The 16648-nt window shown below is 40.6% G+C and carries 21 protein-coding genes; 19 read left to right on the forward strand and 2 right to left on the reverse strand.

The window, feature by feature from the left end; genetic code table 11:
• The first annotated feature begins 2 nt into the window (after positions 1-2).
• The 19 genes from ACIPUA_RS18170 to ACIPUA_RS18260 all read left to right on the forward strand — a co-directional run bounded on the left by ACIPUA_RS18170 (position 3) and on the right by ACIPUA_RS18260 (position 15983).
• A complete protein-coding gene (locus tag ACIPUA_RS18170; protein WP_449059973.1) occupies positions 3-605 on the forward strand; it encodes a hypothetical protein in 603 nt (200 codons plus the stop codon).
• Positions 605-997 (forward strand): head decoration protein, encoded by a 393-nt coding sequence (locus ACIPUA_RS18175; protein WP_449059974.1) that lies wholly within the window; start codon positions 605-607, stop codon positions 995-997. Before ACIPUA_RS18170 ends, ACIPUA_RS18175 begins: the two co-directional genes overlap by 1 nt.
• Positions 998-1071: 74 nt before the next feature.
• Positions 1072-2118, forward strand: a complete 1047-nt coding sequence (locus ACIPUA_RS18180) for a major capsid protein (protein WP_449059975.1) — start codon at positions 1072-1074, stop codon at positions 2116-2118.
• Between the two features lie 10 nt (positions 2119-2128).
• Positions 2129-2512, forward strand: a complete 384-nt coding sequence (locus ACIPUA_RS18185; protein ID WP_449059976.1) for a hypothetical protein — start codon at positions 2129-2131, stop codon at positions 2510-2512.
• The gene (locus ACIPUA_RS18190) at positions 2502-2834 is read left to right on the forward strand and encodes a head-tail joining protein (protein ID WP_449059977.1); all 333 of its coding nucleotides are present in this window, start codon (positions 2502-2504) and stop codon (positions 2832-2834) included. Before ACIPUA_RS18185 ends, ACIPUA_RS18190 begins: the two co-directional genes overlap by 11 nt.
• Positions 2831-3370 carry an ATP-binding protein gene (locus ACIPUA_RS18195; protein WP_449059978.1) on the forward strand — a complete coding sequence of 180 codons (540 nt, stop codon included), beginning with the start codon at positions 2831-2833 and terminating at the stop codon, positions 3368-3370. Before ACIPUA_RS18190 ends, ACIPUA_RS18195 begins: the two co-directional genes overlap by 4 nt.
• Before the next feature lie 12 nt (positions 3371-3382).
• Positions 3383-3547 (forward strand): DUF2635 domain-containing protein, encoded by a 165-nt coding sequence (locus tag ACIPUA_RS18200; RefSeq protein WP_449059979.1) that lies wholly within the window; start codon positions 3383-3385, stop codon positions 3545-3547.
• Positions 3544-5034: a phage tail sheath subtilisin-like domain-containing protein gene (locus ACIPUA_RS18205; protein ID WP_449059980.1), complete on the forward strand. Its 1491-nt coding sequence runs from the start codon at positions 3544-3546 to the stop codon at positions 5032-5034. The genes ACIPUA_RS18200 and ACIPUA_RS18205 overlap by 4 nt, the downstream gene beginning before the upstream one ends.
• A 9-nt stretch (positions 5035-5043) precedes the next feature.
• A complete protein-coding gene (locus tag ACIPUA_RS18210; RefSeq protein WP_112307724.1) occupies positions 5044-5412 on the forward strand; it encodes a phage tail tube protein in 369 nt (122 codons plus the stop codon).
• 1 nt (position 5413) lies between these two features.
• A complete protein-coding gene (locus tag ACIPUA_RS18215) occupies positions 5414-5710 on the forward strand; it encodes a phage tail assembly protein (protein ID WP_449059981.1) in 297 nt (98 codons plus the stop codon).
• A 120-nt stretch (positions 5711-5830) separates the two neighbouring features.
• Positions 5831-7738, forward strand: coding sequence for a phage tail tape measure protein (locus tag ACIPUA_RS18220; protein ID WP_449059982.1), 1908 nt, complete (start codon positions 5831-5833; stop codon positions 7736-7738).
• Between the two features lie 72 nt (positions 7739-7810).
• Entirely contained in the window at positions 7811-8299 is a 489-nt protein-coding gene (locus tag ACIPUA_RS18225; RefSeq protein WP_449059983.1) for a hypothetical protein, read from the forward strand.
• Between the two features lie 55 nt (positions 8300-8354).
• Entirely contained in the window at positions 8355-9758 is a 1404-nt protein-coding gene (locus ACIPUA_RS18230; protein ID WP_449059984.1) for a DNA circularization protein, read from the forward strand.
• Complete coding sequence (locus tag ACIPUA_RS18235; RefSeq protein ID WP_449059985.1) at positions 9755-10819, forward strand: phage baseplate assembly protein; 1065 nt, start codon at positions 9755-9757, stop codon at positions 10817-10819. The genes ACIPUA_RS18230 and ACIPUA_RS18235 overlap by 4 nt, the downstream gene beginning before the upstream one ends.
• Positions 10820-10821: 2 nt before the next feature.
• Entirely contained in the window at positions 10822-11406 is a 585-nt protein-coding gene (locus tag ACIPUA_RS18240; protein WP_404462905.1) for a phage baseplate assembly protein domain-containing protein, read from the forward strand.
• Positions 11406-11837: a phage GP46 family protein gene (locus ACIPUA_RS18245; protein WP_377146180.1), complete on the forward strand. Its 432-nt coding sequence runs from the start codon at positions 11406-11408 to the stop codon at positions 11835-11837. The genes ACIPUA_RS18240 and ACIPUA_RS18245 overlap by 1 nt, the downstream gene beginning before the upstream one ends.
• Positions 11838-11839: 2 nt before the next feature.
• Positions 11840-12979, forward strand: a complete 1140-nt coding sequence (locus ACIPUA_RS18250; protein ID WP_449059986.1) for a baseplate J/gp47 family protein — start codon at positions 11840-11842, stop codon at positions 12977-12979.
• Positions 12976-13572, forward strand: a complete 597-nt coding sequence (locus tag ACIPUA_RS18255; RefSeq protein ID WP_449059987.1) for a YmfQ family protein — start codon at positions 12976-12978, stop codon at positions 13570-13572. Before ACIPUA_RS18250 ends, ACIPUA_RS18255 begins: the two co-directional genes overlap by 4 nt.
• Before the next feature lie 56 nt (positions 13573-13628).
• Positions 13629-15983, forward strand: coding sequence for a hypothetical protein (locus ACIPUA_RS18260; protein ID WP_449059988.1), 2355 nt, complete (start codon positions 13629-13631; stop codon positions 15981-15983).
• A 212-nt stretch (positions 15984-16195) separates the two neighbouring features.
• Here the strand turns inward: ACIPUA_RS18260 and ACIPUA_RS18265 are convergent, their stop codons facing one another.
• Both ACIPUA_RS18265 and ACIPUA_RS18270 read right to left on the reverse strand, forming a co-directional pair.
• On the reverse strand, positions 16196-16339 hold the full coding sequence (locus ACIPUA_RS18265) for a hypothetical protein (RefSeq protein ID WP_449059989.1): 144 nt from the start codon (positions 16337-16339) through the stop codon (positions 16196-16198).
• The gene (locus ACIPUA_RS18270; protein WP_449059990.1) at positions 16336-16581 is read right to left on the reverse strand and encodes a DinI-like family protein; all 246 of its coding nucleotides are present in this window, start codon (positions 16579-16581) and stop codon (positions 16336-16338) included. Before ACIPUA_RS18270 ends, ACIPUA_RS18265 begins: the two co-directional genes overlap by 4 nt.
• Positions 16582-16648 lie beyond the last annotated feature (67 nt).

The following is a 16648-nucleotide window of genomic DNA, read 5'->3' on the forward strand; positions in this document are numbered from 1 at the left end:
TTATGTCAGACAATAAGTTTACCTTTGCTCACCTCATTGGATTGGGTAAAAAAGCCAAAGCCTCGCAAGAGGATGAGGACAAAAAAGCGCGCAAAGCGGAAGGCGATGATGCGGAAAACGACGAAGATCGAGAGGATGCGGAAGATCAAGACGACGAAAAAGAAGGTCGTAAAGCGAAAAAGGCAAAAAGCAAGAAAGCGGAAGATGATGATGAAGACCCTGATGCAGAAGATGATGAAAATGCAGAAGGCGACGATGAAGACGCTGAAGATGATGAAGACAACAAAGACGTGAAAAAAGGTCGTCGAGCTGAACGTAAACGTTGCGCTCGTATTTTTGGTAGTAAAGCTGCTGCGGCACGTCCAGATATGGCTGCTCATTTGGCATTTAATACTCGTATGTCATCATCTGAAGCAATCAGCACACTGAAAGCAATGGGCGGAGCTCCAGCACCGCAAAGCAATCGCCGTTCTCTTGATGCCCGTATGCGTGAAGAAGAGCAAGTACGTTTAGGGCAAGATGCAGAAGTTGCCCCGAAAGGCTCTGCCGCATCTATCGTTAATAAAATGACCAACCTGTATAACAGCAACAAAGGGGGTAAATAATGGATCAGATTTCACAAAACCCATTCCAACCGGGTATGAGACAAGCACAGTTTAACCCTGATCAGTTGATTTCTGGTCCATTACAAGTTGTCACTGATACTGTGGTTATCGCTAAAGCGGGTATTCTAGTGCGTGGCACTATTTTGGGTAAAATTAAAGACTCCCGCGAATATGTTATCTGCAAAAAAGATGCGACAGACGGTAGCGAAAAACCCTGCGCTATTTTGGTCAATAATGTTGATACAACAAGCGAAGCAGCGTCTACGGGGGTGTTTCTCATGGGTGAGTTTAATCACCATAAAACCACTTATGATGCAACTTGGACCGTGCCTGAACTTGCTGACGAACTGCGTCAATTCTCTATTTTCCTCCGCGATAGCGTACAAGCTTAATTCCCTATTAATTCACTTAGACGTTGAATGCTAGCAATAGTAGGGTTTTTGACGTCTTTTAAATGAGAAAAAGTATGAATATTTTCGATACGAATATTTTAGTTCAAGTTGTGCCAAATCTAATGACTAGCCAAAACTGGTTATTAGATAAATTCTTTCCCAATGTGGTTGAGTCTGACACTGAAGAAGTCTCTATTGATGTGGATGTGGGCTTACGTCGTATGGCCCCTTTTGTTTCTCCATTGGTGGAGGGCAAACTTGTTGAGTCTCGTAAATTCCAAACCAACAGTTTTAAACCAGCCTACATTAAAGACAAGCGTGCGCCTGATTTGCGCAAACCTATCAAACGTCAAATTGGCGAACGCATTGGTGGACAGCTATCTGCAGCAGAGCGCGAAATGTTAAACCTTCAGTTCGAAATGGCTGACCAAATCGACATGATCAACCGTCGCTTAGAGTGGATGGCATCGAGCGCATTGGTTTCAGGTACGGTCACAGTGGCGGGTGAGGGTTACGACACTAAAGTTGTTAATTTTGGTCGCGCCGCTGAATTGACAGTCACATTAAGTGGCAGTGATACATGGCCAACTCAGATTGATGCAGGAAAAACCAATACTCAGCCCTCTGATGATATTGAAGATTGGGCGCAGCGCATTCTGAAAAACTCAGGTGCAGTTGCTACAGATATCGTTTTTACAACGAAATCATGGAAAGCGTTTCGTTTAGATACCACGATTAAGGACAATGCAATTAAATTTCCTGCGTTAAGCCCATTTGGTAACCAAATTAATGCCGGCACACAAGTTCAAAAAGGTGCGGTATATAAAGGGCGTTGGGGTAACTATGATTTGTGGCTTTACAATGATTGGTTCATTGACCCAATTGATAATGTTGAAAAACCGATGATCCCCGATGGTGCAGTGATTATGTCCGGTGCCGATTTAATGGGAACTCGTTCGTTTGGTGCCATAATTGACCCTGCATTCAATTATGGACCAATGGCTTACGCACCAAAATCATGGCTTCAACATGACCCCGCTCAACGCTTTTTAATGATGCAATCTTCACCGCTGGTTATTCCTAGCCGTGTGAATGCGGCATTGTGTGCAACGGTAGTCTAACGGAGGCATTATGGCGAAGAAGCCCCAAGAGCAGCAGGATAAAACTGATGGCTTGGGGGGATTACCCCCTGAGTTACAGGTTGATGGTAATACTCAACAACGTGTTGCTCCAACAGATGAATTAAATGATAAACCGCCTGTTGAATCCGATCAAAAATTAGACCCTGAACCAAAATCAGATAACGATGATGAAGCCGATGATATTTATGTCGTTGTAAAAGGTCGCTCTGTCCAGCACAACGGCACTCTCTATACTGAAAGCCAACAAATTGAATTGGATGAGATTGATGCCAATCGACTTGTTACTCTCGGTGTTGTTATGTCATTGGCTAGCGTGCGTGAAAAGTTGGTTCAAGCCAACCCATCTGGCACGGTAACCATCAGTGGGGGTTGATTGGGATAAGCATCTATTAAATCCACTTCATAATGTTTTTGCTGAAAAGGCGAACTGGCGACCTAAAAAAGGAGAGCATTATGATATTGAGGGAATATTTGATAGAGCCTATGCCCAGAACTATGAATCCCTCGATGGGGAGAGTGGAATTAACACCACTCGCCCGATTTTAGGTGTGCGTGATGCTATTTTCAACACTGCCCCAGTAAAAGGTGACAAGGTATTTATCTATAGTGTGAGCACATTATTTGTTGTTGGGGATGTCCAGCCAGATAGTCATGGTGGAACACATCTCATCTTAAATAAGGTGGCATCATCATGAATGCAGCACAGATCCGCGAGTTAGTTGTTAACTCTCTAAAAGGAAAAACAGCCGCAGAAAACCGTGTTTATTCACCGATGGATTGGTCAACAGTGAATGCGGATTATCCTTGTATTATTGTTCAAACACCGTTTGACCACAAAAAATCACTGGGTCGTAACGTACCTCAATTCAATACCATCACGACAGTACGTGTGACGGGGCGACTAGAAGAGTTTGATGGTGGTGACCTCGATGGAGCCATGAAAGCCGAACTAGCATTGGAAGCGTTACGGGAAGAAGTTGAGCGTGCTGTCATTAATAGTTATGAATTGACGCGCCAAATTCAGCAGTTTATTGAAATTCGTTCTCAAATCGATATCAGCGCAGGTGGTGAAGGCCACCTTGCACAGTTATTGATGGATTTAGATATCGAATATTACCAAGGCCCCGAAGAGTTTTATCCTATTGACGCGGATCCGTTAATGGGTATTGATATCAATGTTCAACAACCAGATGGTACACCTCAGCATCACATCAATATTGACCTGACCTAATCAGGAGTTTCTATGTATGTAAAACCAATTAAGGGCCGCAGCGTTCGCTGTCCGGTCAAGGGTTCTCCTCTGCCTGAAACAGGGCAAGAAGTACAAAATAATGTTTATTGGCGTGCGCGGCTTAACGATGGCGATGTTGAGCTTGTTGTACAAAAATCTAAGGAGAAAAAAGCATGACAGTGCCATTCTCACGAGTTCCAAATAATCTACGTGCGCCACTTTTCTATATTGAATTTGATAATTCGATGGCCAACAGTGCAACGGCGACTCAGCGCACTTTGATTGTAGGTCAAATGTTAACAGGAGCAGCCGCGCAGAATGCTATTCCTGAGCGCATTTCCTCAGCATCGCAAGCCGCGGAACGATTTGGTAGTGGCTCAATTTTGCATAGTATGGTTAAGGCATATATTGGTAACGATACTGCTGCAGAGGTTTGGGCCTTACCTCATAGCGATACTGAGTCAATGACTGCGGCAATAGGTACAATCAAGGTTAACAGCCCTGCAAATGCTACAGGTGTTATTTCACTTTATGTTGGTGGTATTCGCGTTCAAGTTACTGTTGTAGCAACAGATACAGTAGAAATTGTCGCTTCAAGTTTAGTTACTGCGATTAATCGATTATCAGAAATGCCAGTAACGGCTAAAGCTGAAAACGATACATTGACATTAACTGCGAAAAATAAAGGTGCTTTAGGAAATAGCATTGATATTCAACTTAATTATCGAGGTTTAGCAGGGGGAGAAACTACACCTTCAGGGCTAGAGCTTATTATCACAGACATGGTTGGTGGGAGTAGCGCACCTGATTTGTTGGATGGGTTATCTAACCTTAATGATCGCTCGTTTGATTTCATTGTAAACCCATATAGCGATACGGCCTCACTTGATGCTATTAAGGATTTTTTGTCCGATAACGGTGGGCGTTGGTCATGGGATCAGCAACTTTATGGGCATAGCTTTACCGCAATTACAGGAACATATGGCCAATTAGCTGATTTCGGTGAAAAGCGTAACGATCAGCATAATTCTTTGCTGGGGGTTCCTAAATCACCATCTCCCATTTACCAATGGGCCGCTGCTTATGTTGGCGCTATTGCTCAAAGTTTACGCAACGACCCGGGTCGCCCACTACAAACATTACCTGTTAATGGTGTTTTAGCGCCTGATGCAACTCAGCAAATCGGTCTTATTGAGCGTAATAACCTATTACATAGTGGTGTATCGACATTTACAGTTGATGACGATGGTACCGTGCGTGTTGAAAACATCATTACGACCTATCAGAAAAATGCTTATGGCGATAATGACGATAGTTACCTTCAAGTAGAAACCTTGTTTTTGTTGATGTTTGTTTCTCGTTTTATGCGAACTCAAATAACAAGTAAATTTGGGCGTATGAAGTTGGCTAATGATGGTACTCGATTTGCTCCTGGTGCTGCGATTGTTACACCTAATATTGTTCGTGCTGAATTAATCGCGCAATACAAGTCATTAGAATTTAATGGTCATGTGCAAGATTCTGATGCTTTTATTAAAGGCTTGCTTGTTGAGCGTAATAGCCAGAACCCAAATCGTCTAGATGTTTTATGGACGGGAACCCTAATTAATCAACTTCGTGTGTTTGCGTTACTTAACCAGTTCCGCTTACAACCAACAATTTAAGGGGAGACTATGTCAAATACAGCTAACCGTTTGGCGGGGACGGCATACGTCACCGTCAATGGTATTTCAATCATGGTCGTGGGGGATTTTACCTATAGCCCATCAAGGGTAAAACGCGAAACGCTATCAGGAATGGACTCGGTGCATGGATACAAAGAGAAACCAACACCAGGCTTTATCTCCATGCGCGTCCGTGATTCTGGTGGCACGACTGTGGCTGATTTTAATGATCAAACTGATGTAAATATCGTGGCTGAGTTAGCCAATGGAAAAACTATCATCGGTCAAGGTTTATGGTCAGTTAACACGCAAGAAGTTAAAAGTGAAGATGCAGAATTTGAAGTGCGCTGGGAAGGCCGCTCGGTAACGGAGAATTAATGTGGAAATTGAAAAAACGAAAACAGTTAGGCTAACCACAGCTCTTGAGTCTAATGATGGATCTGAACGTTATGAAGAAATTAATCTGAAAGAGCCTGTACTTTTTCAAGTTGAACAGTTTTATGCAGAACAAGCAAAATATTCAAGCTCACTGCCCGCTATGCGATTATTGATTGTTCTTGTGAGCGGCATCCCTGATCCAATGATCAAAAAAATGTCTATAACGGACTTTGCTGTTTGTCGGGACTATTTACAAAGTTTTTTGGCATTCAATCCATCAGATCGTGGCAACAGTTAGCTGCTGAAGTAACTTACCATTATAAATGGGGGCCACACGAAGCGTGGTCTCTCACTAAAAGTAGGTTGCTCTGGTGGGTTGAGAATACAAACAGAATCATCAATAGAGATAGGGGTTAAAATGGCGGGTAACAAATTTGATTTTGAGTTGGTTGCGGATGATAAAGCAAGTGGCGTTATCCGTCAGATTGAAGCTGATCTAAACCGATTACGCCCCAGTGTTCGTGATGTGAAAGAAGGTTTGAATCTTGGTGGTAGCGATACCGAATCAGGTCTTGGGGCAATTGGCGACAAATTACGGGGTATTGGTGATGTAGCAAGTAAAGGTGCACAAAATATCGGTGATATGATTCCACCATTAAAAAACTTTGGTGAGTTATCGAGTAAATACCTTGGCATGGCAACAAAAATTGGAGGGATTGGTGCTATTAGCTATGCTGGGTATCAAATAGCTTCTCAGATCCGTGATGAAGGTAAAAAAGCCACCGATATCTCAACCAGTGCAAAAAGTATGGGAATGTCCGTTGAGGAAGAAACCCGATTAACTGGCACACTTCAGCAGCGCGGCGTAGATGAACCGGAAGCCCGTCAGTCTATGTCAGCATATTATGTCGAACTGGATAAAGCAATTAAGGGGCAGAATAATGAGCTTCTTGCTTCTATTCGCCAAATTGGTGCAAATATCTACCAGAAACAAGGAGGTGCAGTTGATACTACCAAGACATTGCAGAGCCTTGAAAAGGCAATATCAAAAATATCTGAAAGCCGTAACTGGGAGTTACAAAGTAAAGTTGGTCTGGATGACAATATACTTGGATTGTTACGGGAGGGAAAACTTGATAAAAGGTTACAGAACTCTGATGACTGGGGGTTTACAAGAAAAACAAAGACTATTGAAGATTTGAGCAAGGTCGATACGGCCCTCAATGAAATTGTAGCAAGGTGGGAAGGTAAAAAAACACAAATAAAGGATAAAGTTAACGAATTTGCGGTTAATGATTCTTTCATCATGGGGGGAGCTCAAGAGCTTATTGAGTATGGGCCTGATAGTGCAGCAATCAATCGGTCTCTTGGTATAATTAATGGCGAGCAATCCAAAATACTACGCTGGGCTTATGAAACCCCAGAGTTTAAAGATCAGTTAGGCTGGTTGGATCAGGTTGCCGTTGATTTTGGTTATATGACTGACAATATTCAAAAAGAGTATGATAAATGGTTGGAAAGTCACCCTAAGCCACAACCCCCAGAGTCTAGAATCAATATCGGTGACAAAATTCCTGATTACTGGTCAATGACAACCAATAAAGATCCAAGAGTACGGGCGTTCCGTAATAACAACCCAGGTAATGTCAGGGAAGCTAGTAATGAGATTGGACGAGATGAACCGGGAGTTGATATATATGGGAATAAAAAAGGCTTTGCTATTTTCCAAGACGAAAATGACGGTAGGGCTGCATTAGCACGCCAACTACTACTATTTATGGATCGTGGTAATAACACCTTAGATGGGATTATGAGAAAGTATGCCCCTAGAAGTGATAATAATAAAACAGGTGAATATATTCGCCATATGTCTCAGCATATGGGAGTTGGGCCATATCAACCTTTAGACTTATATGATCCCGAAGTGCTAGCCAATGCCATGAATGGGATAATCAAAAAGGAAACAGGCTATCAGCCATATTCTTATGAAGAAATGATGGGTTCTATTGATGATGCTATAAATCACCCTAAGTGGGCTGGAAAACGCAATTCTACACGATTAATGGAACAGCGCGATAGATGGTATTTGGATTCTGAGCAACAGCAAGAGCCTACTTCTCAATCCGCACCATCAATCACTATGAATGATGTTTCAGCCAATACCAACATTGCCGAGGTGATAGGTGAAGCTATACGGTTAGGGCTGGCAGAAAATCAAAGCAAAGGAACGTTAGAAATTGTATTAACTAATCCTGTTACAGGTGTCAAACAGTTATTAAACGTGAATACAACAGGCCGTATTACAACAGCTATGGATATACCATAAATAGTAAAGTGACAACATCAGTTAAAATGTCTTAGTATTATAGGGAATATTTTAATCGCACTAAGAGGTAGCATGAAAAGGCTAATATTATTGTTATTAATATCACTTGCTCCAGTATTTTCACAAGCGGCATGGATGACAAATGCCGAGGAAAATATTTTTGGTGAAAGTGATGCAATGATGGTAGGGGAACTTAAAAACTCTAAATCCGTAATTCTATTTAGGTGTGAAAGAGATGATCTTTATTTCTCATATATAGAGTTTGTCAAAGATGCAACGTTTCCTTCAGTGCCAGCGGAACTATTATTTAAAGTGGATGGCAATAGTATAATTAAGCTAGATGCAACGTTTAGAGTTAAAAATGCTAATGCTGTAGAAGTGGTATCAACAGACAAAGAGAAAATTTTAAATTCTTTACAGCAACTTAAAGTCGCTAAAGGCAAATTTTTAGTAGGAGTTAATGTTGAGAGTGTAGATTTCAAAGAGTCTAGAACTGGGGATGTTAATAATTCAACAAATGCCGTTAGTCAATTTGTTACAGCTTGCCACATAAAATTGTAATTAAAAATATATTGATATAGCCGCTTTTGCGGCTTTTTTCATTTCTGGAGTTCCCATGGCATTAATTAAAAACGCATTATCTTCTTTATTGGGAGAGGATAGCTCATGGTCATGGACTGAACATTTACGTCAGGCTTCATTTCGTGGCGTTCCCTTTGGTGTGGTGTCTGGCGAGGGTGTATTTGGTCGCCGTGTCGCAGTACATGAATATCCTTACCGAGATCAGGCATGGGTTGAGGATATAGGTCGTAGCACTCGACGGTTCACAATAAAAGGTTTTTTAATTCAAGATAGCTTGGTTTACGACGCGCCTGATGTTTTCACTCAGCGTGATAACTTGATCGCTGCTTGTGAGGAAGGAAATAAAGGAACGTTAATTCATCCCACATTAGGCGAGCTAACGGTAAATGTGACTGAAAGTGGCTTGCGAATTAATGAAAATGCTGAGAATGGGCGAGTATTTGAGTTTGAGCTAGTTGTTATTGAATCAGGGTTAAAAATTTTCGCAATAACAGAATCAGAAAATTCAGGCATTTTAACTTCTAAAAATTGGCTAAAAACGACCACAACAATGGCCGCTAAATATATTTCTCTTATCAAAGGTGAAATGAGAGCGGTTACTCAGACACTAGAAACGATAAAACGAACGGCAAGTTTTTGGGTCATGATGGCTGAAAAAACGGTTAATGAAGCCACAAACTTGAGTGATTCATTAGGTAGTGTGTTTGGTTCAGATCAGTATGGCCGTTATCAGAGTGGTAAATTGGGCGGTTCAGTTTCGGGGGCGACAGGTAAAAAGTTTATTACTGAATTAAATGGTGATGAATCAACAATTGTAGATAAGCAATTAACAGCTATCACAATAGATCGTGAGAATCTATCTCAGCAACTTGAGTTAGTTCAGCAAGCGAAAGACCCCGAACAATTTTGCCAATATACCCAAGACACTATAGCGAAAATGATGGAGTTGGCCAGTTCAATTGACCGTAGAATTCACTTACTTTCGCAGTTATCGTTGTTTGAATATCCAGAATACCAAGAAGATGCACAAAGTAAGCGGGTTACAATACTGACAGTTGCTTATTTATCGGTTATCACTTCAGCGGCAGTTGCCACACTTTCGACACAAACATTGCCGAGTAGCAGTAATGACGCAGCAAGCCAACAAAGAGACATTTGCCATATTATTGACAATGCATTAACCCAAATAGGCGATCTAGGGATGGATGATGCATATCAATTACTTTATGAAATGCGCGCAGCCGTTGTAACTCAATATATTTATAAGGGATCAGAAAAAGGGCGCTTAACTCAGTATTCATTACCTGAAACATTAAGTGTTTTACATGTTTCTAATCGAATTTACCAGGATGCAAGTCGTAGTGATGAATTGGTAATGGAGGTTTCACCTCGCCATCCGGCATTTATGCCCATAAATTTTAAGGCATTGAAAAAATGAGTGATAAAAACAACGATGAAGTTTCATTACTCATAAATGGCAAACGCATTATGGGGTGGGACAGTATTCGCATTACGCGTGGTATTGAACGATTCCCCAGCGACTTTGAATTGTCATTGATGGACTATTATCCAGCGACGAATGAAAAACAATTAGTGAAAGCGGGTGATCCTTGTGAAGTGATGATAGGTGAAGATAGGGTTGTTACTGGCTATATCGATAGTTGGAACCCTGCTATTAATAAGACGCAACATCAGATCCGTGTTTCAGGGCGTGGTAAGTGTCAAGATTTGGTCGATTGTTCAGCGAATTGGGAAAATAATGTTATTAGTCAATCTAATGCGTTACAAATAGCGAAAAAACTGGCTAGCTGGTATGACATTGATGTCGTTAGCGATATCCCTGATAACAAACTTCAGAACATTCCCCAGTTTACGCTTAATTGGGGAGAGTCTTCACAGCAAGTCATTGAACGAACTTGCCGTTGGTCTGCACTACTTTATTATGAACTCCCTGATGGGAGTTTATTTTTGTCTCGAGCTGGAACAGAAGTTGCTGCTAGTGGTATTTCTCAAGGCCAAAATATTGAAGAAGCTAATTACTCTGATTCCATGAGTAATCGGTATTCTGAATATATTGGTGTTTCTCTATCTATATCACCAATGAGCGGTGACTACTCATCAGTTGAGAACGCCAGAGCACAAGATCCCGAAGCCGATAAAATGCGGTACCGTAATTACATCACAATTGTTGAAAGCAACCTTATTACAGCAAGAAGAGAGCAGGAAGCGATTAATTGGGAAATGAACCGTCGCTATGGCCGATCTAAGGAGTTACGTGTTGTCATTGATAGTTGGAGAGATAAAGATAATCAACTTTGGCAACCCAATACGTTAATTCCTATCAACATTCCAATATTCGGTCTTGAAGATAAACAATGGTTGCTATCTGAAGTTGTATTTATTCGGGGTGGTGATGGTACTAAAGCTATCTTAACCCTAATGCCTCCTGAAGCATTCATTGTTGAGCCATATGAATTCTATCAAACGATCAGGATGTAATGATGAATCAGATATTAAGAGATATCAAAACACGGATCGCAATGTTGGTTGGTTTTGGTAAAACAACCCTATCTGATGATGCAGGCAACTCTCAAAAAGTACAGTACCAAAATAATATGGAAGTGAGAGACGGTACTATTCGTTATACCGACTTTGGTTTTTCATCATCATTGCCAGCTGGGTCAGACGTTTTAATTGCTTACCTTAATGGTAATCGCTCAAATGCGATTATCTTTGCAAGTAACCATCCTTCATCAAGGCATCAGAACCTTAAATCAGGTGAAAGTGTGCTTTATAACCAATGGGGCCTACATATTTTAATGACAGAGGAAGGCATTGTGATTGAGGCAAAAGATAAAGATGTCACAGTTAACAACGCCAATAAAGTGACAGTCAATGCAACGACAGAGGTCTTACTTAATACCCCACTATTGAAAGTGACAGGCGATATCATTGATAACTGTGAAGGCAACCAATCGACGTTGAAAGCATTAAGAGACAGTTATAACGACCATGATCATGATGTTAAAAATGTCCAATCGGGTGGTAGCACTATCACCAGTGACACCATCAAGGAGAAAGTTTAATGTCCGATATTTCAAGCTGGTGGCATGTTAATTCAAATAAAGCGGACTGGTTTCAAGGTTCTGGTGATTTATTGGCGGGTGATGATCTACAAACTGCCATCATGATTAGTTTATTTACGGATGGTGTTGCAAAACCTGATGATAAATTGGATGAAAGTTATCGCAGAGGCTGGTGGGGGGATTTAGGAAATAATTACAACATTGGATCTCGCCTGTGGTTACTCGACAGAGAAAAGCTAACTAAATCTGTTGCGAGTAAAGCGGAAGATTATGCCAAAGAGTCTCTTAAATGGCTTATTGATGATGGGGTGGTTTCTTTTTTTGAAGTGGCCACTCAAATTGTTTACCCAAATAGGCTAAATATGATTATTCGTTATCACAGACCGGGTGATAAAGGTGACTTACGATTTTATTGGGTTTGGGAGGCATAATCATGCCATTTAAAAGAAAAACACTTTCAGAATTACGGGAGCAGGGCGAGCAATTCATTCGTTCAGAGTTAAAAGAACCAGGGGCATTATTGCGTTTCTCTAATATGAAAATATTAGCAGATATGACCGCGGGTATGTCGCATATGCATTATGGCTATTTAGACTATATTGCAAAGCAAACAACTCCCTTTACAGCAACAGATGAATGGTTAGCAGGATGGGGGGCATTAAAACGAATTTATCGAAAAGCCCCGCAAAAGGCTAAATGCAACTCTGTAAAAGCGATGGGTGTTCCGGGTAGCGTGATTAGTAAAGGGAGTAAACTGAATCGGGGAGATGGCTACCAATATGAAACGACAGAGGAAGGTATTATTGAACCTTCTGGCGAAACCTTTCTGTCAATTGTAGCGATTTTACCTGATATCAATACAACTAAAGATGGTGATGGTTCATTTGGTAATAGTCCAGATGGAACTAAATTAACTTTAGATGTTAGCATTCCCGGTGTTTCCTCGGAATTAGTTGCAATTGAGCCTATTGTTGGCGGTGCAGATATTGAGCAAGAAGAACTATTTAGAAGCCGTATATTAGAAGCCTATCAAAATCCATCACAAGGTGGAAATGCTAATGATTATGTAGGATGGGCAAAAGAAGTACCAGGAATAACGCGAGCATGGATTAGGCGTCGAGCTTTAGGTGCGGGATCAGTTGGTATTTATATCATGTGTGACAATAATACTAATGGCGGTTTTCCAATCGGCACTGATGGCCCAGCAACGAAAGAGGTTTATCAAGTCCATGCGACTGGAGATCAGTTGCGCGTTGCTGACTATCTTTATGACCTCCAATCCGTTACCGCATTATTGTGGGTTTGTTCTCCAGTTGAAAAGAAAATTGATTTTGAATTTAGCGGGTTGTCGCATATTGACCAAGAAACAAGACGAAAATTAGAAGGAGCCATTGATGGGTTTTTCTATATCAATAGTGACCCATCGGAATTAAATACGATTAACCCAGCAGATATCGATCGCACCATTTTTGCTGCATTGGGTCTAGTTGGGTACAAGTTAATTATGCCTATTGATGAAATTGAATTGGGGATCGGTGAAATTCCAATACGAGGGGAGGTCATTTATTCATGATTGCATACAGCGTAGAGGATTATACAAAGGCACTAATCAGTTTAGCCCCTCATGGTTTAGCGTGGAGCTGGAAGCCTGACAGTACAATGCACTCCGTTTTAAAGGGGCTTGCATGGAATTATCATATTTCTGATATTGACTCTATTCAATTGCTGAGTGGCTCATTTCCTAAAACAGCCACGGTGATGCTAACCGAATGGGAAAAAACGCTAGGCTTACCAGATGATTGTGCAATCGGTGAAATGGACAGTTTACCTAAAAGACAAGGTGCGGTTGTTTCAAGGCTAATTTCAACTGGAGGGCAATCTAAACCCTTTTTTATCCATTTAGCTGATGAATTGGGATATCAAATTACCATTACAGAATTTCGGGCGCTAAGGGCGGGAATATCAGCATGTGGTGACTCATTGTATACGGGGGATTGGTTATACACATGGCGAGTTAATGCCGGTGATACAGACGTGACAGCAGCTAAAGCTGGAATCAGTTATTGCGGTGATCCTCTCAGGTCATGGGGAGACCGATATCTTAAGTGTAAATTTAATCAAATATCTCCCCCTCATACTATTGTCCAAATTGGTTATTCTGAATAACTAATTAATTACCTTATTAATTTACTTTTATCACCTTAATTGAGTGAGGATTTGTCATGAAAAAAATTGGTGATGTCACCAACACGGCCGATAAAAACGGCGAATTTACGAATGGTAATATTTCAACAGGAACGCCACCGACAATATTGGAGGGGCCATGGCTTACCGCAATCCAGCGAGAAATTTTGAATGTTTTAGTAAAGGCTGGTGTGGTACAAGATCCGAATAAAGACAACCAACTGGCTCTGTCTATTGAAAAAATAGCTAAATCATCAGTTCCGAAACTTGTTCAGAAAACGGGTTCTTCTGAAGATGAGGTTATGAGTCAAAAAGCAGTCACAGAAGCGATATCGGATAGCCAAGTTAATGTGCCTGATGCAACTACAGAAGTAAAAGGGAAAACAAAGCTTTCTAACGCTGTCGGTGATAGCGAATCAGAGGCAATTACCCCGCTTGCAGGGAAAGAGATTGCATTAGGGAAATATAATTCAATTTTACCAGTAATGTTTGTTCCCAATGTTGTCATGGATACGACCACAAATAATAGAGATGCAATTTACAACTATGGAAAAGATGTTTACATCCCTTTAAACACAACCATCCGCTGCAACCTTTTACCCGGCGATGATGTCACAATTTTCAAGGGTGAGGGGAAAATACTGACTCGCGACCCTTGGAATATTGAGCATGTATTTGATGTTGCTTTAGCAAATCTTCAAGTACAAGAGCACTCAATAAAATCACGCATAAACTCAATTTTATCTCAAAATAAAAACCCCCGGATCGGGATTATAGGCGATTCAATCAGCGACGGTAGAGCATCAGTGGATTGGAAGCCTAACCCTGTAGATGCGGATGGAAACTTAAACTCAACGAATTATGATCATGACGCAAATGGCGGGAAAAACGGATATTTCTCTGTGTTCAGGAATTCATCGCGCCATGCAATTAGTTTGAATCCAAACCGTGTAATTGAAACAAGCAACGCATCATCAAGTGGTAAAAAATTAATCGACGGGTGGGCTTGCCGTAATATCGACTTTGGTTTTTTTCAAAATGCGGCGTATAAAAATACAATGCCTAACGTTGTTTTCCTTGCGATGGGGCATAATGATGTCATTACATCTGAGGAATTAGTTAATAAGTATTTAGATGAATTTGATAAATTTATAAGAAAATGCTGGGGCTACGGCTCGTACGTCGCGTTAATTTCGAATTCAATGTGCTCTGTAAGAAATGACAACACCGAGGCATTTAAAGATGCTGTTGTTCGTCGCTATGGTGTTGAATGGTTTGATGTTGGTTCAAAGCTAATTGACTATGCATGCAATAGTAAATCAACATTATCTGATATTTTTTATTCAGGCCCTTTACCACAAGATTATGATTTTACGCACCCAAAAGAGATCGGTCATCGCTTTATGGGTTACGAGCTTGTCAATGCACTATTTAATACTCGTGTTACAGAGATAGATAGCAACGACGTGATCACTGCATTTAGGACCGCGCGTCATATCAGCTATGACTCTATCAGTCGGGAAGAATTTAATACAATTACATTAAACGATACATCTGAGCGGTTTTTAGCAGATTTTGGCGCAGTTAGTCGCTGCACAACGCCTAAAACACCGACCTTCGATTTTCTTATCAACAATAAAGTTGTCGGGGGTGTATTGAATATTATTATTCCACTACCCTCGCCTCACTCAAAGCCCGCAGCTGTTATTTTAATGAATGCAAGTGGATCATATCAAAAAACAGTGAGTGGAGTAGGGGCTGAATTAAAGGGATATTATGTAATGCGTTTGACCGATTTAGACTATGGCCCGAATATTATAAGAGTCTATTATAGCGGTGAATCATCAACGACAGGATATGCCCCGTTCTTATCTGTATCGAAAACCGTGAAAAATTCAAGTTGCAATCAATTTTATTCAGATGTTAGAAAAGGAAGCTTGCTACCGATAACCATCGTCGATAATAAATCTGGGTATCATAATGACAAATATGATTACTCAATAGGCAGCCGCATAGCTGACCGCGTTTCAGATACATTTAGTGGTTACATTAGTTTTGAAGCCAAATTTGCGGTTGGTATGCGGATCTGGATAGCATACAAGCCCGATGTTTCCTATAAAAATGGCTACTATGTTGAAATGACAAATGAAAAAACACTAGAAGTAAAGCAGGGTGAAGATGATAGTGTTGTTGCATCTTTAATAAATGTAAATACATCATCAGGAGTTGTTAGGTTTCAAATAAAATTTGAAGGGAATAGATTATATATTCTATCAAATGCAGTGCAATCAACGGCGTTTAATCGAAAAGGGGGGTTGATGTACATAGAGAATCAATCGGAGAATGCAATAAGTGATTACTTTCTTAGTGTAAATACCAACTTTGTAGATTAGATCTGTATCGGCTCAATGTTTTCATTTTGAGTGCGTTTTAGATAAAAAATAAAGCCGCTGTAAAAAGCGGCTTCTTATCACATTAAATATTTTTTGACAGGTTCAGGATAGTCATCATCTGTTTTTTCTAAATACTCTCCAATCTTAGCGTACATATGCTCTGCAATATCACGAGATAAGTAGGTGCACTGTGCCGGTCTATCAATATCTTCCTATTTGTGCGTTTCTTTGTTGATAGAGCCATCGGCAAAGGTAATTTCCAACACTAGAATTTCATAAGGGCTATTAACGCCTACTTTCACTTCTGTAATTCGAGGGACAATATCGATATTACTTTCTCCGCGGTCATTCTTCATGCTGGAACCCAAGAGTCGTCAAGCCAAATACTTTCGATAATTTCATTTATTTCTTTAGTGGCATCATCACTTTTAGCACCCGTAACTACTAATGATGTTGACGAGCTTAAGTCTACTCTAACGTTTAGAGGGCCATATTTATCACCCACCTTTTGTATTACTCGTTCACGTAGAGCATTACGTACTTTTTCTGATGGCTTATTACTTGCTTCTTTATCAAAGAGAATTTCAATACGAAGCATAATTGCAACTCCTTTTTACTGTGTTTTTATACAGTATTTATATACAGTAATGAAGTGAGTTGCAATA

The organism is Providencia sp. AGC89 (assembly GCF_053543535.1).

Excerpts from the sequence above, each read along its gene's own strand:
- ACIPUA_RS18170 (WP_449059973.1), top strand. The coding sequence starts at position 3 with ATGTCAGACAATAAGTTTACCTTTGCTCACCTCATTGGATTGGGTAAA.
- ACIPUA_RS18175 (WP_449059974.1), top strand. The coding sequence starts at position 605 with ATGGATCAGATTTCACAAAACCCATTCCAACCGGGTATGAGACAAGCA.
- ACIPUA_RS18180 (WP_449059975.1), top strand. The coding sequence starts at position 1,072 with ATGAATATTTTCGATACGAATATTTTAGTTCAAGTTGTGCCAAATCTA.
- ACIPUA_RS18185 (WP_449059976.1), top strand. The coding sequence starts at position 2,129 with ATGGCGAAGAAGCCCCAAGAGCAGCAGGATAAAACTGATGGCTTGGGG.
- ACIPUA_RS18195 (WP_449059978.1), top strand. The coding sequence starts at position 2,831 with ATGAATGCAGCACAGATCCGCGAGTTAGTTGTTAACTCTCTAAAAGGA.
- ACIPUA_RS18200 (WP_449059979.1), top strand. The coding sequence starts at position 3,383 with ATGTATGTAAAACCAATTAAGGGCCGCAGCGTTCGCTGTCCGGTCAAG.
- ACIPUA_RS18205 (WP_449059980.1), top strand. The coding sequence starts at position 3,544 with ATGACAGTGCCATTCTCACGAGTTCCAAATAATCTACGTGCGCCACTT.
- ACIPUA_RS18210 (WP_112307724.1), top strand. The coding sequence starts at position 5,044 with ATGTCAAATACAGCTAACCGTTTGGCGGGGACGGCATACGTCACCGTC.
- ACIPUA_RS18220 (WP_449059982.1), top strand. The coding sequence starts at position 5,831 with ATGGCGGGTAACAAATTTGATTTTGAGTTGGTTGCGGATGATAAAGCA.
- ACIPUA_RS18225 (WP_449059983.1), top strand. The coding sequence starts at position 7,811 with ATGAAAAGGCTAATATTATTGTTATTAATATCACTTGCTCCAGTATTT.
- ACIPUA_RS18230 (WP_449059984.1), top strand. The coding sequence starts at position 8,355 with ATGGCATTAATTAAAAACGCATTATCTTCTTTATTGGGAGAGGATAGC.
- ACIPUA_RS18235 (WP_449059985.1), top strand. The coding sequence starts at position 9,755 with ATGAGTGATAAAAACAACGATGAAGTTTCATTACTCATAAATGGCAAA.
- ACIPUA_RS18240 (WP_404462905.1), top strand. The coding sequence starts at position 10,822 with ATGAATCAGATATTAAGAGATATCAAAACACGGATCGCAATGTTGGTT.
- ACIPUA_RS18245 (WP_377146180.1), top strand. The coding sequence starts at position 11,406 with ATGTCCGATATTTCAAGCTGGTGGCATGTTAATTCAAATAAAGCGGAC.
- ACIPUA_RS18250 (WP_449059986.1), top strand. The coding sequence starts at position 11,840 with ATGCCATTTAAAAGAAAAACACTTTCAGAATTACGGGAGCAGGGCGAG.
- ACIPUA_RS18255 (WP_449059987.1), top strand. The coding sequence starts at position 12,976 with ATGATTGCATACAGCGTAGAGGATTATACAAAGGCACTAATCAGTTTA.
- ACIPUA_RS18260 (WP_449059988.1), top strand. The coding sequence starts at position 13,629 with ATGAAAAAAATTGGTGATGTCACCAACACGGCCGATAAAAACGGCGAA.
- ACIPUA_RS18265 (WP_449059989.1), bottom strand. The coding sequence starts at position 16,339 with ATGAAGAATGACCGCGGAGAAAGTAATATCGATATTGTCCCTCGAATT.
- ACIPUA_RS18270 (WP_449059990.1), bottom strand. The coding sequence starts at position 16,581 with ATGCTTCGTATTGAAATTCTCTTTGATAAAGAAGCAAGTAATAAGCCA.